Origin of the sequence: Sphingomonas citri, assembly GCF_019429485.1 — a bacterium.
Lineage (GTDB): Bacteria > Pseudomonadota > Alphaproteobacteria > Sphingomonadales > Sphingomonadaceae > Sphingomonas > Sphingomonas citri.
The window spans coordinates 312,896-327,387 of the sequence record NZ_JAHXZN010000004.1 but is presented as its reverse complement, the minus strand read 5'-3'; the positions used below and the strand labels follow the sequence as shown (position 1 = coordinate 327,387).

The following is a 14,492-nucleotide window of genomic DNA, read 5'->3' as shown; positions in this document are numbered from 1 at the left end:
CAGAGAACGAGCGAAGCTCCAGACGTTATTCGGCGGTATCGGAGAGGTGCTTAAATAGCGCCTTAGCAGGCGGTGTAAGGTCATTTTCATCGCGTACACACAATGACAGGCGGCGGGACGCCCAATCATCGCGCAGCCGGATAATCGCGATCCGCGTCGATCGTCGGCATCGTTTGGCAGCGGATTCGGGAATGATCCCAATGCCTGCACCAGCGCCTGCCATCCGGCATATGCCCCGGAAGCTGCGAAGACGAGTACGGATCTTCATCTTCGTGCCCAAACGGAAGGCTCGGCTTTCAATATGCTTCTGCAAGGCACCGCCCGCCATGCCGATGAACTGATCGCCGAGGAGGTCGGTAAAACGCACCTGTCCGTTTCCCGCCAACGGATGGTTGCTGGATGCTACGCACACGAGGCGGTCGATCGCAAAGGGCCGCAGGACCAGATTGTCCGTCTCGGCCGCGCTCGACAGCACGCCGATCTCGGCAAAGCCAGCGCCCACGCTCCTGGCTATGTCGCTGCTCTCGCGCTCCTTCAAGTCAACGTCGATCTGTGGGTGGGCAGCCATCCAAGGGCCAAGCCGCTCGGGTAGAGACTCTGTAATGGCGGCGGTGTTCGCGAAGATCCGCACTGAAGCTCGCAACCCCTTCGCATACTGCCCGATGTCGCCCCGCATCTGTGACATCTGGTGCAGGATCGTGCGGGCATGGTGTGCCAGCATCTCGCCGGCTTCGGTTGGTGCGATGCCACGACGCCCCCGAATGAGAAGGATCACTTCCCCGGTCGCTTCCATGTCGCGAAGGCGTTCGCTGGCTGCCGGGAGCGACAAGCCGCCTTCGGTCGCGCCGTGGGTGATACTCCCGGCATCGACCACCGCCAGAAACAATCGAAGGTCTGTCAGATCGAACCGCATCAAAGCGATCTAGTCCAACCCGTGACTTCGATACACCCGAAGCCAGCACTCGGACCATCCGCATTGTGGGCGCGCGCCTGACGGTTAGGTCTGCGGCATGCTCAATTATTCGTTCCCGCTCACCGCCGCAATCGTTGCCACCTTCTTTGCGGCGGGCCTTGTGAAGGGCGTAACGGGCATGGGCCTGCCCACGGTAGCGATGGGCGTGCTCGGATCGCTGCTGTCGCCGCTCGCTGCCGCTGCGCTCCTGCTGGTGCCGTCGTTTGTGACCAACGTCTGGCAGCTTCTAGCCGGACCTCAGTTCGGCATGCTGATCCGTCGCCTGTGGCCGATGATGCTGACGATCGTCCTCGGCACCGTTTTCGGCTCGATGCTGCTCACCGGCGGGCGCACCGAACTCACGACGGTCGCCCTTGGTGTCGCCCTCGTCATCTACGCGACGTACACGCTGCTCGCCAAACCGCTAGGTGTCTCGCCGCGATGGGAACCGTGGCTGTCGCCCGTGATCGGCCTCGTCACCGGACTGGTGACGGGCGCGACTGGCGTGTTCGTTATTCCCGCCGTGCCGTACATCCAGTCGCTCGATCTGGACCAGGACGATCTGGTGCAGGCACTGGGCCTCTCCTTCACTGTGTCAACGATCGCCCTCGCCATCGGCTTGGTCTGGCATGGCGCAGCTCCGGTCGGGAACCTCCTGACTTCGACACTGGCGGTCATTTCCGCCCTGCTCGGCATGGCGGCCGGACAGGTGATGCGCACATGGATCAGCCCCCAACTGTTCCGACGGCTTTTCCTGATCTTCCTGTTGCTGCTCGGGCTAGAGATGGCCCTGCATGGGCTGCTCCGAACGTAGGAAGCGGCCGCTTTCGGCGACGGAGAAGTTTACCTGAGGGTCTGGGTTGGGCGCTTGCGGGCCCCTGCCCTCTCCTGCCGAGGACCCAGAAGCGGCCATTTAAGCCTTCACTCGCGTCTGCCAAATCCGGCCATTCATTTATCTGTATGCTCGCAGTAAGTGGCGGCAGCCAGACGGTTCCCGCACCGTTCACCCTCACTAGGCATGCTGCCCGTCCAACGCATGCAGAGCTAAGTTTCGAGCCTCTCGCACGAAAAGCGTGCCGCCATGTCACATCGTCGGCTCGCATGTCGTCATACCTGCAGATCATGTGGGAGACGAAGCATGAAGATCGTCGTCATCGGCGGAAGCGGGCTGATCGGCCGCCAGCTCGTCAGCGACCTGGCTCATCGCGGGCATGAGGTGGTCGCCGCCTCGCCCAGCAGGGGCGTGGACAGCGTCACCGGCACAGGGCTTGCCAGCGCCGTCGCGGGGGCTCAGGTCGTCGTGGACGTGAGCAACCCACCGTCCTTTGCCGACGACGAGGTGCTCACCTTCTTCCGGACCTCCGCAACCAACATCGCCACCGCTGCCAGGGAGGCGGGCGTCGCGCATATCGTCGTTCTCTCGATCGTCGGCACTGATCGGTTGCAGGTTTCCGGTTACTTCCGCGGCAAGCAGGCGCAGGAAAGCGCCTACGCGCAGAGCGGCGTTGCCTCCACCATCGTTCGCGCAACGCAATTCTTCGAGTTCTTGAGCGCGATAGCGGACGGTTATACCCGCGATGGCATCGCCCATCTGCCGACCTTTGCGCTGCAGCCGGTCGCTGCGGCGGATGTTGCAGCGGCCCTGACCGATGTCGCGCTATCCAGGCCCGTGAACGGCATCATCGAGATCGCCGGGCCGGAGCGCGCGCCGGTGATCGAGTTCGTCGGCACCTGGCTCGGCCACCGCGAAGATCCGCGCGCGATCGTGGCCGACGAGAAGGCCGGCTATTTCGGCGCGCCGGCGAACGACCGCACGCTCGTGCCGGGCGACGGTGCCCGGCTTCTGCCGACCCGCTTCGAGGCATGGCTCGCCGCGCAGCCCATCGGGGAGCCGGCGTGATGCAGGGCCGATCGCTCATCCTGGGTCTCGCCGCCGTTCTCGGCATCGGTGGCGTCGCCAACGGCCTGTTCATGCTGGTGGACCCCGCGAATTGGTATCTCGCGGTGCCCGGCGTGACGACCACGGGACCGTTCAACCAGCATTTCATTCGCGACATCGGACTGATCTTCGCGCTGATCGGTGCCGCAATGCTGGGTGGCGCGATGCTCGCGGCTCAGCGGGTGAAACTCTGGAGTGCGTCGGCGTCGTGGCTGACGGGACATGCACTGTTCCATCTCTGGGAGGTGTCGGTGGGGATCTGCGGCTCGGATGCGATAGCGCGCGACTTTCCCGCAGTGACGCTGCCGGCAATCCTGTCGACCGCCCTCGCCTGCTGGGCTTGGCGTGACGCGCGCCGCAGCAAGGCGCAGAATGCGTTCTCATGACTCCGCGCACCGATCCGCTGCCGGCGCTGCGCCTCGCCGACTTCGAGACGGAGCGGCCACGGCTGCTGCGCCTCGGCTACCGCATGCTCGGCTCGGTCAGCGAGGCCGAGGACGTGGTGCAGGACGCATGGCTGCGCTGGCAAGATGTGAGCGGTGGTGTGGACAGCCCGGCCGCCTACCTGACACGGGTCGTGACCCGGCTGTGCCTCGACCAGCTCAAGTCCGCCCGGGTCCGGCGTGAGACCTATGTCGGCGCCTGGCTGCCCGATCCGCTGGTCGGAACGACCGAGCAGGAGGAAGCACGTGCGGACGACATCACGCTCACGCTGATGCTGGCGATGGAGCGGCTCTCCCCACTCGAGCGTGCCGCCTTCCTGCTCCATGACGTGTTCGACACGCCTTTGCCGGAAGTTGCCGCCACCCTTGGCCGCGAGCCGGCCGCGGTGCGCCAGCTTGCCTCCCGCGCCCGCCGCCACGTGCAGGCCGCCAGACCCCGCTTTGCCGTGCAGCCGACAGAGGCCGAGGCGATCACCCGCGCCTTCTTCGCCGCCGCCACCAGCGGCGATGCCGGGGCCCTGACGGCGCTGCTGGCTGAGGACGTGGCGATCCACTCGGATGGCGGCGGCAAGGTCATCGCCTTCCTGAACATCGTGCGCGGTCTCGATCGCGCGATCCGGCTTTTCCAGGGCATCCGGCGCAAGTACGCCTACCAGCCCCAGCTGCTGCGGACGGTGATGATCGACGGCCTGCCCGGCTATGTCAGCATCGATCGCGGCGAAGTGCTCCAGACCACCGCGCTGGAGCTGCGCGGCGGGCGCATCGCAGCGATCTATATCGTCCGCAACCCCGACAAGCTGCGCCACGTGCGGGACGCGCTGCTCCTGCCGTGAGACGTGTCCAACGCTGCCTTGAGGCGCGTGATCAAGAAAATTCCGCGTCGCGTGTCACACCTGTCTCCGCCGCCTCGTCAGTCCGGCGAGCGCCACTGAGCGGCGCCCGAAGCAAAGGACACCATCATGACGGAAAGCAAGCGGCTAGTCTGGCACGAGGTCGCACCTCAGGGTGCCAAGGCTTTCTTTGGCGTACACCATTACGTCACCACGGGCACGACCCTGCCTGAGGAGATGATCCACCTCGTGTTCCTGCGAGTGTCGCAGATCAACGGGTGCGCCCATTGCATCGACCTGCACACCCGCGACCTGCTCAAGACCATGCCGGCAGACAAGGTCACGCTGCTACCGGTATGGGCAGAGGTGCCGCATTTGTTCCCGGATCAGTACCGCGCCGCGCTGGCCTGGGCCGAGGAAGTGACGCGGGTGAGCGAGACCCATGCCTCGGACGCGGCCTACGCGGCTGCCGCCGCTGCGTTCGCGCCAAAGGATCTCGTCGACCTCACGATCGCGGTCGCGGCGATGAACGCCTTCAATCGCCTAGGCGCTCCATTCCGACTGCCAGTCAAGGCGCAACCCTGATCCGCCCCGGATCGACCCACGCGTTCGCCGAACCAGCACAGGACCTTGACCCATGGCTGCACAGCCCGAGCTTTCCCGTACCCCTGAGGGGATCGTTTCCTCCCTGCTCCAACATTTCAACTCGATGGATGTCGATGTGATGTGCGGCTTCTACGAACCGGACGCCATCCTCGTCAGCGCCAGCGGCGAGCCGCAGCGCGGCATCCCCGCGATCCGCGGGGAGTTGCTGAAATACTATGCGGTGCAGCTACCGATGGTGATCATCGCCCGACACGTCTTCGTGGCCGACACGATCGCCTCGCTGATTCTCGACTGGAACATCGTCGGCAAGACACCGTCGGGAGAGGACTTCCACCTAGTCGCGACGTCCAACGACATCGCCCGGCGCGGTGCGGACGGCTACTGGCGTTACATCATCGACAATCCGTTCGGCACACAGGTGCGACAGCTAGCCTGATCTCGGACCAGGCAGCAGGTGATTGGACACGCGTAACTCGTCAGGTCATCTGCATTGCTGGTAGACCCAGGAACCGGCCAGGCTGGGAGTCCTGCCCGCCGATCGACTGCGGACGCTCCATTCACCTTGGGCGCTCGCGAACACGGGGATTTGCGCGCCCGTAGCCGTGTTCCCGACTTCGAGCGGATCGCTTGACGGCTTTCGGAAGGTCAGCTCTCCAGCAATCATTGCGATGCGTGCGCGAGCCGGCTTACATCGTCTCTCCTGACCGGGAGGCTGGGGTGCGTGCACTGTTCGCTGCAACGCTGTTGTCCTGCGTCGCCGTCGGCGCGTCCGGCGCGGTGACTGAGTCGCAGCATAGGCCGGTCAATGGACGCTTCGATGTGGGCGGGCGTTTCATCCGCCTCTCCTGCAAGGGCGCAGGAAGGCCGACGGTGGTGATCGATGCAGGCCTGGGAACAGCGCCTGTCGAAGACGCGGGATGGCGGGCCATCGCGGCGCAGGTCGAGCCGGTTACCCGGGTCTGCCTGTATGATCGGGCCGGTATTGGGCAAAGCGATGCGGCGCCGCCAGGTCCCCGCTCCAGCCTGGATGCCGCTCGCGACCTGCATGCCGCGTTGTTAGCGGCACAGGTAAAGGGGCCATACCTGCTCGTTGGTCATTCGATAGGCGGGCTACACGCCCAAGTGTTTGCGGCGCGCTACCCGTCTGACACCGCCGGATTAGTGCTGGTGTCGACAACCCATCCCGACCAGTTCTCGACCTGGCTGACCCTTCTGCCCGCCCCCGCGCCGGGTGAAGAACCGGCCGTGACGGAGGCACGATCGTTCCTCACCAGCGCCCAGGCGGATCCGAGCAAGAACGAAGAGCATCTCGACATGAAGGCGAGCGCCGCCGCGGCGCACCAGCTCACCTCGCTCGGCGCCAAACCGGTGATCGTTCTGACGCATAGCCCACGCTTTCGCATGGTGCCCGGCTTATCTGAACCGATAGCGGTCCGTCTTGAAGATGCGACGCAGCGAATGCAGCGGCACTTCCTCTCGCTCTCCTCGAATGCACATCAGTTTGTTGCAGAGCGAGCGGGCCACGGCCTTCCGCATGAAGCGCCCGCCTTCGTCGTCGATGGCATCCTGCGAGGTATCGCTGCCGTTCGTGGGCATGCAAGCAGACCATGAGGGAGAGGATCGTTGCTCCGCCATGTTTGTGCTGGGAACTAGTCCTCAGAGGAACGCAACTCGGCGATGCGGGCCGGCATCAATGACGTCTGCTTCCGCCGATCGTACCCGTTTGAATGGCAGCGCAGTACCTCGCTCTTGGTGACGAGACCCCGAAACAGCCACTTAGATGGCCCTCCCCGCCTTCCAACTCCGGTCGCTCGTTCATCTCGCCGCTCGATCCGCCCGGGCGTTCCGCGCAACTGTCCGGCTGGCCTGATTGGCAGGTTAGCTGCCGTTCCGCCGATCCTGAAGAGAGCGCCGAAACGCGCGCCAAAGGCCGGCCAACATCAACCCGCAGATGCACACTGCCCAAACGACGGAAAGACACATCCAAGACATCCAGAGATGCCCGCGATGCCATCCCATCATATCTGAGGCTACCCAGGGCAGCATGGGCGCCATTGCAAGCAGGAAAAATTTGGCTTCGACTCGGTCCGACTTGGCGTGCCCTGCGAAACGCTCGCCAGCTGATTGTCGCCTGGACAGCTGCCAAAGCGCCGAAGCTTGTTGATTTATCCAGCGGCTCAAGGTCCTCTTTATGAGCTCAAATGGCATTACTCGCTGTGTAGCCGACCTCAATAGGGCTGCAAATGGGCGCTGCGGCCACCTCCCCCGTCGTGCCAAAGACCCAAAACCGCTCGTTTCGGGGCGGCCCGCCCACCTCCCGAAGCCGATCGTTCACTTTCTAGAGGCGTTTCATTCAAGCTCCCAGGTGCTATCGTAAGGGGCTCCCGAAAGTATTACCTGCTGCCGCTGTGTCTTTCGCCCGTCCATCCGTCTAATCACCATGCGAATGAATGGACACCAACGAAGGGCCCTGACCGGGGACCTAGCGGCGCTGTCCGGCCGGCTGCGTCCTGCGTTGATCGCGTTTTTCCAGCGGCGCTTGCGCGATTCGTCGCAGGCGGAGGATCTGACCCAGGACCTGTTCTGCCGACTCGCCGCCGGGCCGCCGCACGTCATCGAAAATCCAGAAGCCTATATCTTCCGCATCGCCGCCAATTTGGTTAATGACCATTATCGTCGCGAGACGGTGCGCTCGCGCTATCATCGTCAGGACGATCCGGCACGCGACGCCGAAGTCGACCAGCTCGACGCAGCGCGCTTCCTAGAGGCGCGCGAGAGCGTCGGCCGGGTCGCCGCGGTGCTCGCCACCCTTCCGGAACGGACCCGTCACATCTTCATCCTGTATCGTCTCGAAGGCATGGCGCGGAAGGAGATCGCGGACACGTTCGGCGTGTCAGTCAGCGCAGTGGAGAAGCATATCGCCACTGCGATGCGAACGCTGTTGCGCGACGCGGGAGGCGAGCGATGAGTACCGAGCGCGCTCAGAACGTCGAGGATCAAGCGATCGCCTGGTGCCTGCGTCTCCACGAGGGCGAGCCGAGCGCCGCCGAGCAGCAGGCACTCGACGCCTGGCTGGCGGAGGATCCGGCTCATCGCGAGCGGTTCGCGCGAATGCGGCGGCTGTGGGACGGGATCGCGCTCGACGCGCACGCTCCCGAACTGCTGCCGCTGCGGCAGCAGGCGCTGGCGGCGGCACAGGCGGCGGGGCGGCGGCGCTGGTCCTCGCCGCGTCGGCACGTCGCGCCGTGGCTGTCATTGGCCGCGGCGCTGTTACTCGCGGTCGGTGTCACGCTGCTGCTGCGCGATCGCGCGACGCTGTACGAGACCCGCGTCGGCGAACAACGCGCCGTAGTGCTCGCCGACGGGTCGACGATGGTGCTAGATGCCGACAGCGCAGTACGCGTTCGGTTTAGCGACGACCGACGCGATCTGACACTCGAACGCGGTCGCGCCAGTTTCAAGGTGGCGAAGAACCCTCTTCGCCCCTTCGCGGTGACAAGCGGCGATAGCGTGGTCGTGGCGGTCGGCACCGCCTTTTCGGTCGAGCGATTGTCGCGCGAGATGCGGGTGGCGCTGTACGAAGGCCATGTTGCGGTACTCCGCGGTCGCGGCCGAGGTTTCGCCGCCCAGCTCGCCCGGATCGCAAGCGGACGCGAACCCGCGGAGCAGGCGCTAACGCCGGGCCACGAACTCATCCTGTCCGAGGGCGTACCGGACGCACTCTTGCGATCCGCCTTGGTCGGCGATCGACCGGGCAGCGGACAGCTGTCATTTGCGAACGAGCCGCTGACGATCGCCGTCCAGCGCGTGAACCGCTACAATGTCGGCAAGCCGATCGCCGTCGCGCCGCAGGCGGCCGATGTGCGGGTTAGTGGTGTGTTCAACACCGGCGACACCGATGCGTTCGTGCAGGGCGTGGTCGCGGCCTTCCCGTTGACGGCGGTCGTGTCGGAGCGCGACATCCTGCTGGCGCCGCGCCGCGACGACCATACCAAATCCGCTCGAAACCTGCCGGGCACGACAGGAACACTAGAAAGTTCCGCGCTGCGCTGAGTGTTCTGCATCGCTGCACGTCATATTCCGGTAACCGAATAAGTTGGGGGCGGTATGACCGGCAGGAGTGGATTTGGTATCATCGGCGGGCGGTCGAGCTTGCTGGCGCTGTCAGCGGCGCTGCTGATCGCGGCGTCCTCCGCACAGGCGCAACAGAACGCCGTGCCGATCGACGTTCGCCCGCAACCGCTCGCGCAGGCGCTGCGCACGCTGGCGCAGCAGGCGCATATCCAGATCGTCTTCGACGAGGCGCGGCTCGCGTCGCGTAGCGCCCCGGCCGTGTCCGGCACGATGCCGGTCGGCACCGCGCTTACACAATTGCTCCGCAACAGCGGCTTCGCCGCCTCGCGCACCCAGCAAGGCGTGTTCGTGGTCAGCGCGCAGGCGGCCGCGCCCTCCCCCGCCGCGCTTAGCACGTTCGGACAGATCGACCAGGGCGAGCCGGCGCGCGCCGCGGCGATCGCGGGCGAGCCGGCCGCGCGGGAGCCGGCCGGTGCGGTCGACATCGTCGTCACTGGCACGCGCATCGTCCGCCCGAACCTGAAGTCCGCCAGCCCAATCACCACCGTCACTGCGTCGGAGATCAAGGCGCAGGGCGCGGTCAACCTCGAAGAAGTGACCAACCGGCTCGGGCAGGTCCAGCCCGATGCGCAGCAGAACTACCAGCAGAGCAACGGCCAGCAGCGCGGCGTCAAGCTGCGCGGGCTCGACTTCAACCGCACGCTGTCCCTCATCAACGGGCAGCGGATTGCGGGAACGGAGTCGGTGGACACCAACCTGATCCCCGTGTCGCTGGTCGAACGCGTCGACGTGCTGACCGGGGGCGCGTCGTCGGTCTATGGCTCCGATGCGATCGCGGGCGTCGTCAATTATATCATCAAACGCAATTTCACCGGGCTGCAGCTTTCGGCCAATTACAGCTTCTACAACCATAACAACCGCACGAACGTTTCGACGGCTGTCGCCGCGCGCTACGGGATCACCACGCCGACCGGGATGACCAACGACGGCGGGCGCGCCGATCTCAGCGCGACCTGGGGCCACAATTTCCTCGACGACCGGCTCAACGTCTCGGTCTACGGCACCTATCGCACCGCCGACGGCATCCTGTTCCGCGACCGCGACGCCTCTGGCTGCCAGCTGCGCCGCGACACGGGCAATCCGCTGCGCGTCAACAACCTGATCTGCGGCGTCACCGCGGCCTCGCCCAACGGCACGCTGACCGCCAACGGCGTCAATTACTCGAACGTCACCGGCAGCCCCGGCACCTTCGCGCCCGCCGCGACGATCCCCGGCTACCCCAATCAGGGCGACCGGCTCGCCGCGCGCGGCTACGAGCGCTACAACGCCGGCGGGTTCATCAACTTCAAGGCGTCGTCGGCCGCCGAATTCTCCCTCGGCGTCATGTACCTGCGCGATAAGTCTGCCAACCTGCTCTACGGCCCGTACGTGCAGGGCAGCTACCGGGTGAATTGCGACAATCCCTTCCTGTCCGCGTCGCAGGCGCAGACGATCTGCGGCGCCGCCGCCGGGACGACGGCCTTCGCCCCGCTCGGCGTGCAATATGGCTTTCCGGGGCTGGCCGGCGACCGCGACAAGGAGACATTCACCAACACGCAGACGCGTATCAACGCCTCGGTGCGCGGCGAGATCGCGGAGGGCTGGCGCTACGACATCGGCGGCGTCTACGACGAGAGCCGGCAATTGTGGCAGCCGGGCGGCAACCCGGTCACCGCGCACGTCAACCGCGCGCTCGATGTCGTCAACGTCGGCGGCGTGCCAACCTGCCGCTCGGTGCTCGACGGCAGCGATCCGGCATGCGTCCCGCTCAACGTCTTCGTCGCGAACAATTCTGGCAGCGCCGCGCTGAGCAACTATCTGTTCAACGAGGGGCTAGGCAACAGCGACCTGCGCGCCAAATTCTACGACGTCACCGCCAACCTCACCACCGACCTGACCCGCTACGGCATCCGCTCGCCGCTCGCCGAGCAGGGGCTCGCGATTGCGATCGGCGCCGAATATCGCAAGCAGCAGGAACGCGGGCTCCAGAACGCGCGCTTCATCGAGGTCTATGGTGGCGTCGCCGACCGCTTCGCCGAACAGGACGTGGTGGAGGGCAACGTCGAGGCGCAGCTGCCGCTGGTGCAGGACGTATCGCTCATCAAGCTGTTGCAGGTGAACGGCGGCTATCGCCTGTCCAAGTACAGCACCAATCCCGAAACCTTCAACACCTGGAAGATCGAGGCGGTTTATTCGCCCACCGAGGACATCACCTTCCGCTTCGGCCGCAACCGCGCCGCGCGCGCGCCGGGGCTGCGCGAGGCCAACCAGACGATCAGCTACCAGAATGCGACGATCGTCGACCCGTGCGCCAGCGTCAACGGCGTCGCGCCACTCGCCAGCCGCGAGGCGTGCCGGCTGACCGGGCTGCCCGACAATCTCTACGGCAACGGCCTTGCCGCCGGCGTTCCCGGCAGCATCCGCTGCGTCGACGACGTCTGCCGCCAGCGCAACAACGGCACCCCGATCGTCCCCGAAGACGCCCGCACCACCACCTACGGGTTCGTACTGACGCCGCGCTTCCTGCCGCGGTTCAGCCTATCGGTCGACCGCTATAAGATTCAAGTCAACGACGTGATCAGCTACCTCGGCGCCAGCTTCGCGGTCGACGGCTGCGTCATCACCGGCGATCCCTATTATTGCACGCGGCTGGTGCGCGACCCGACCACCTATCAGCTCACCAGCACCGGCACCGCGGGCGGCTATATCCAGGGCGGCAACCTCAACGCCTATCGCCTTTATGCCGAGGGCTACGACTTCCAGGCGCAATATTCGCTGCGCTTCGGCGAGAAAGCGGGCAAGCTCGACCTGCTGATGAACGGCACCCTGACCACCGATCAGGGCGGACAGGCCGCGGTCAACCAGCCGCGCATCAATTGCGTCGGCTATTTCGGCGGCTCGTGCCCGCAGCCCGCGCCGCGCTGGGTCCACAATGCCCGCGCCACTTATACGACGCAGGACGAGGTGTTCAGCGCCTCGCTGGCGTGGCGCTATATCGCCGGCACGACCGCCGGGCAGAATGGCGGCCCGAACTCGAAGCCGGAGACCGCCGTCACCGACTTCACGCGCATCCCGGCGTACAATTACTTCGACCTCGCTTTGGCGTTCAACATCGCCGACGGGCTGACGCTGACCGCGGCGGTCAACAATCTGTTCGACCGGCAGCAGCCGATCCTCACCAACACCTATGACTATGCGCTGTCGCGCGGCAATACGATCCCGCAGCGGTACGACACGCTGGGGCGGATGATCTCCGTGTCGGCGACGACGCGGTTCTGACCCCTGCGCGGGCGGCGCCGCCACGATCGGGAGGGCGAATGATGACCGGCCATCTCTTGGGGCGCGCGGCACTTGCCGCGACGCTGCTGGTCGCCGCCCCCGCCGCCGCCGCGCCGCTGGCGGCGGTGTTGCCGGTCCCGGCCGCGGTCACGCCGGGCACCGGCACGTTCCGGGTCGAGAATGGCGCGACGATCGTCGTGCCGGGCCGCGACGCCGCCGCGCGCAACGCCGCAGCGCGCGCGATCGAGATCGTCGCCCGCACCCGCGGCCTGCGCCTGCGCGTCGCCGACCGCGGCGCGGGTGCGATCCGCTTCGTCCGCGCCGGCAAGGCAACCGCCGGCGACGAACATTACCGGCTAGACGTCACCCCCGCCGGAATCCGCATCACCGCGGCCAGCGACGCCGGGCTCTTCTACGGCGCGATGACGCTCGCGCAATTGCTCGCGCCCGACGCGCGCTTCGGCGACGCGGTCGCCGTTCCCGCGATAGTGATCGACGACCGCCCGCGCTTCGCGTGGCGCGGCGTGATGCTCGATGTCGCGCGCCACATGCAGCCGGTCGCCGCGATCGAGCGCGTCATCGACATGATGGCGCAGCACAAGCTCAACAAGCTGCAACTGCACCTGACCGACGATCAGGGCTGGCGGATCGAGATCAAACGCTATCCCGAACTGACCCGGAAAGGCGCGTGGCGCGCCTCGACGACGCCCAACGACGGGGCACCGCCCGGCCGATATGGCGGCTTCTACACGCAGGACCAGCTGCGCGCCTTGGTCGCTTATGCCGCGGCGCGCGCGGTGACGATCGTCCCCGAGATCGACCTGCCCGGCCATGCGCAGGCCGCGATCGCCGCCTATCCCGAGATCGGCGTGCTCGGCGACCGTCCGCCGGTGTCGGGCGACTGGGGGATCAACCCCTATCTGTTCGGCACCAACGCGCGCAGCCTGACCTTCGTCCGCAACGTGCTCGACGAACTGATGGCGATCTTCCCCTCGCCCCTTATCCATATCGGCGGCGACGAGGCGCTCAAGGACCAGTGGCAGGCATCGGCGACGGTACAGGCGCAGATGCGCGCGCTCGGCATCGCCGACGAACAGCGGCTGCAAAGCTGGTTCATCGGGCGATTGGGCGACCATCTCGCCCGACACGACCGGCGGCTGATCGGCTGGGACGAGATCCTCGAGGGCGGGTTGCCCGCCTCCGCCTCGGTGATGTCGTGGCGCGGCGAGGCCGGCGCGATCGAGGCAGCGAACATGGGGCATGACGTGGTGCTGTCGCCCGGCCCGGTGCTCTATCTCGACAATCTGCAAAGCGCACACGGCGACGAGCCGCCCGGCCGGCTGAAGATCCAGACGCTCGCCGACGTCTATGCCTATGATCCGCTGCCCGCCGCGATCGCGCCCGCCCGCGCGCAGCATGTGCTCGGCGCACAGGCCAATCTCTGGGCCGAATATATGGTCACTCCCGAACAGCGCGAACATGCTCTGTTCCCGCGCCTCGCCGCGCTGGCGGAGCTGGCGTGGTCGCCAAAGGCGTCGCGTGACTGGCCGGCGTTCCTCACCCGGCTCGATCCGCAGCTCGACCGCTATCGCCGGCAAGGCATCGCCGACGCGGACTCCGCCTTCGCGGTCGATTTCGCGGTGACGGGCGACGTCGGCGCGGCGTTGCGCGCGAAACGCGTCACGGTCGCGCTGACCCGGCAGGCTGCCTATGACACGATCCGCTACACGACCGACGGCAGCGCCCCCACCGCCACCTCCCCCGCCTATGCCACGTCGCTGACGGTCGCACCGGGCAGCGTCATCCGCGCGACGACCATCGCCCCGGACGGTCGCGCGTTCGCCGCGCCGCGCCGATTCGACGCCGCCCCCGCGGCGCTGCTGACCCGCACCAGCGCCGCGCTGCCGCCGTGCACCACCACCCCCGGCATCCTGCTGCGCCTCCCGCTCTCGCCTGACGCGACCGCCGGACCGGCGCACAGCATGAACATCTTCGACAGTTGCTGGCGTAACCCCGACGCCCCGCTCGATCAGGTGAGCGCAATCAGCGTGACGATCGGGCGGCTCCCGCGCAATTTCGCGCTCCGTCAGCCGCAGCGCGAGCAGGTGGTGTGGCGCTATAACCCAACCAGATTCGGCACATTGCTGATCCATGCGGCAACTGCGCCGGCGCGGTGCTCGCCGCGCTGCCGCTGCCCGATCCCGCCATCGCGCCGAACCGCTTCACGCTCGACGCGCCGCTGGCATCGACGACCGCGCAGGCGGACTTGTGCCTGACGATCGCGCCGCCGGTCGGCGGCCGCTCTACGGCATCGATACGGTGCGACTGAC

General features: G+C 66.5%; 12 protein-coding genes and 1 pseudogene. 12 read left to right on the top strand and 1 reads right to left on the bottom strand.

Annotation, left to right across the window (positions count from 1 at the left end; translation table 11 throughout):
- Positions 1-25: 25 nt before the first annotated feature.
- Complete coding sequence (locus KZ820_RS13805) at positions 26-913, bottom strand: LysR family transcriptional regulator (RefSeq protein ID WP_219749181.1); 888 nt, start codon at positions 911-913, stop codon at positions 26-28.
- A 97-nt stretch (positions 914-1,010) separates the two neighbouring features.
- Between KZ820_RS13805 and KZ820_RS13800 the strand changes: the two genes are divergently transcribed.
- The 12 genes and pseudogenes from KZ820_RS13800 to KZ820_RS13750 all read left to right on the top strand — a co-directional run bounded on the left by KZ820_RS13800 (position 1,011) and on the right by KZ820_RS13750 (position 14,438).
- A complete protein-coding gene (locus tag KZ820_RS13800) occupies positions 1,011-1,766 on the top strand; it encodes a sulfite exporter TauE/SafE family protein (RefSeq protein WP_219749180.1) in 756 nt (251 codons plus the stop codon).
- Positions 1,767-2,090: 324 nt separating this feature from the next.
- Positions 2,091-2,852, top strand: coding sequence for an SDR family oxidoreductase (locus KZ820_RS13795; protein WP_219749179.1), 762 nt, complete (start codon positions 2,091-2,093; stop codon positions 2,850-2,852).
- Positions 2,852-3,277 carry a hypothetical protein gene (locus KZ820_RS13790; protein WP_258048204.1) on the top strand — a complete coding sequence of 142 codons (426 nt, stop codon included), beginning with the start codon at positions 2,852-2,854 and terminating at the stop codon, positions 3,275-3,277. Before KZ820_RS13795 ends, KZ820_RS13790 begins: the two co-directional genes overlap by 1 nt.
- Positions 3,274-4,167 (top strand): sigma-70 family RNA polymerase sigma factor, encoded by an 894-nt coding sequence (locus KZ820_RS13785; protein WP_219749177.1) that lies wholly within the window; start codon positions 3,274-3,276, stop codon positions 4,165-4,167. The genes KZ820_RS13790 and KZ820_RS13785 overlap by 4 nt, the downstream gene beginning before the upstream one ends.
- A 126-nt stretch (positions 4,168-4,293) precedes the next feature.
- Positions 4,294-4,749: a carboxymuconolactone decarboxylase family protein gene (locus tag KZ820_RS13780; RefSeq protein ID WP_219749176.1), complete on the top strand. Its 456-nt coding sequence runs from the start codon at positions 4,294-4,296 to the stop codon at positions 4,747-4,749.
- A gap of 52 nt (positions 4,750-4,801) precedes the next feature.
- Positions 4,802-5,206 (top strand): YybH family protein, encoded by a 405-nt coding sequence (locus KZ820_RS13775; protein ID WP_219749175.1) that lies wholly within the window; start codon positions 4,802-4,804, stop codon positions 5,204-5,206.
- A 281-nt stretch (positions 5,207-5,487) separates the two neighbouring features.
- Positions 5,488-6,381, top strand: coding sequence for an alpha/beta fold hydrolase (locus tag KZ820_RS13770; protein ID WP_219749174.1), 894 nt, complete (start codon positions 5,488-5,490; stop codon positions 6,379-6,381).
- Positions 6,382-7,216: 835 nt separating this feature from the next.
- Positions 7,217-7,738: a sigma-70 family RNA polymerase sigma factor gene (locus KZ820_RS13765; RefSeq protein ID WP_219749173.1), complete on the top strand. Its 522-nt coding sequence runs from the start codon at positions 7,217-7,219 to the stop codon at positions 7,736-7,738.
- Positions 7,735-7,881: pseudogene (locus KZ820_RS22325) on the top strand (FecR/PupR family sigma factor regulator); the annotation flags it as partial. The gene KZ820_RS13765 and the pseudogene KZ820_RS22325, both read left to right, overlap by 4 nt.
- The gene (locus KZ820_RS13760) at positions 7,882-8,823 is read left to right on the top strand and encodes a FecR family protein (RefSeq protein ID WP_258048157.1); all 942 of its coding nucleotides are present in this window, start codon (positions 7,882-7,884) and stop codon (positions 8,821-8,823) included.
- Between the two features lie 99 nt (positions 8,824-8,922).
- Positions 8,923-12,162 (top strand): TonB-dependent receptor, encoded by a 3,240-nt coding sequence (locus KZ820_RS13755; protein ID WP_219749171.1) that lies wholly within the window; start codon positions 8,923-8,925, stop codon positions 12,160-12,162.
- Between the two features lie 41 nt (positions 12,163-12,203).
- Positions 12,204-14,438, top strand: a complete 2,235-nt coding sequence (locus KZ820_RS13750) for a beta-N-acetylhexosaminidase (protein ID WP_219749170.1) — start codon at positions 12,204-12,206, stop codon at positions 14,436-14,438.
- The last annotated feature ends 54 nt before the right edge of the window (positions 14,439-14,492 follow it).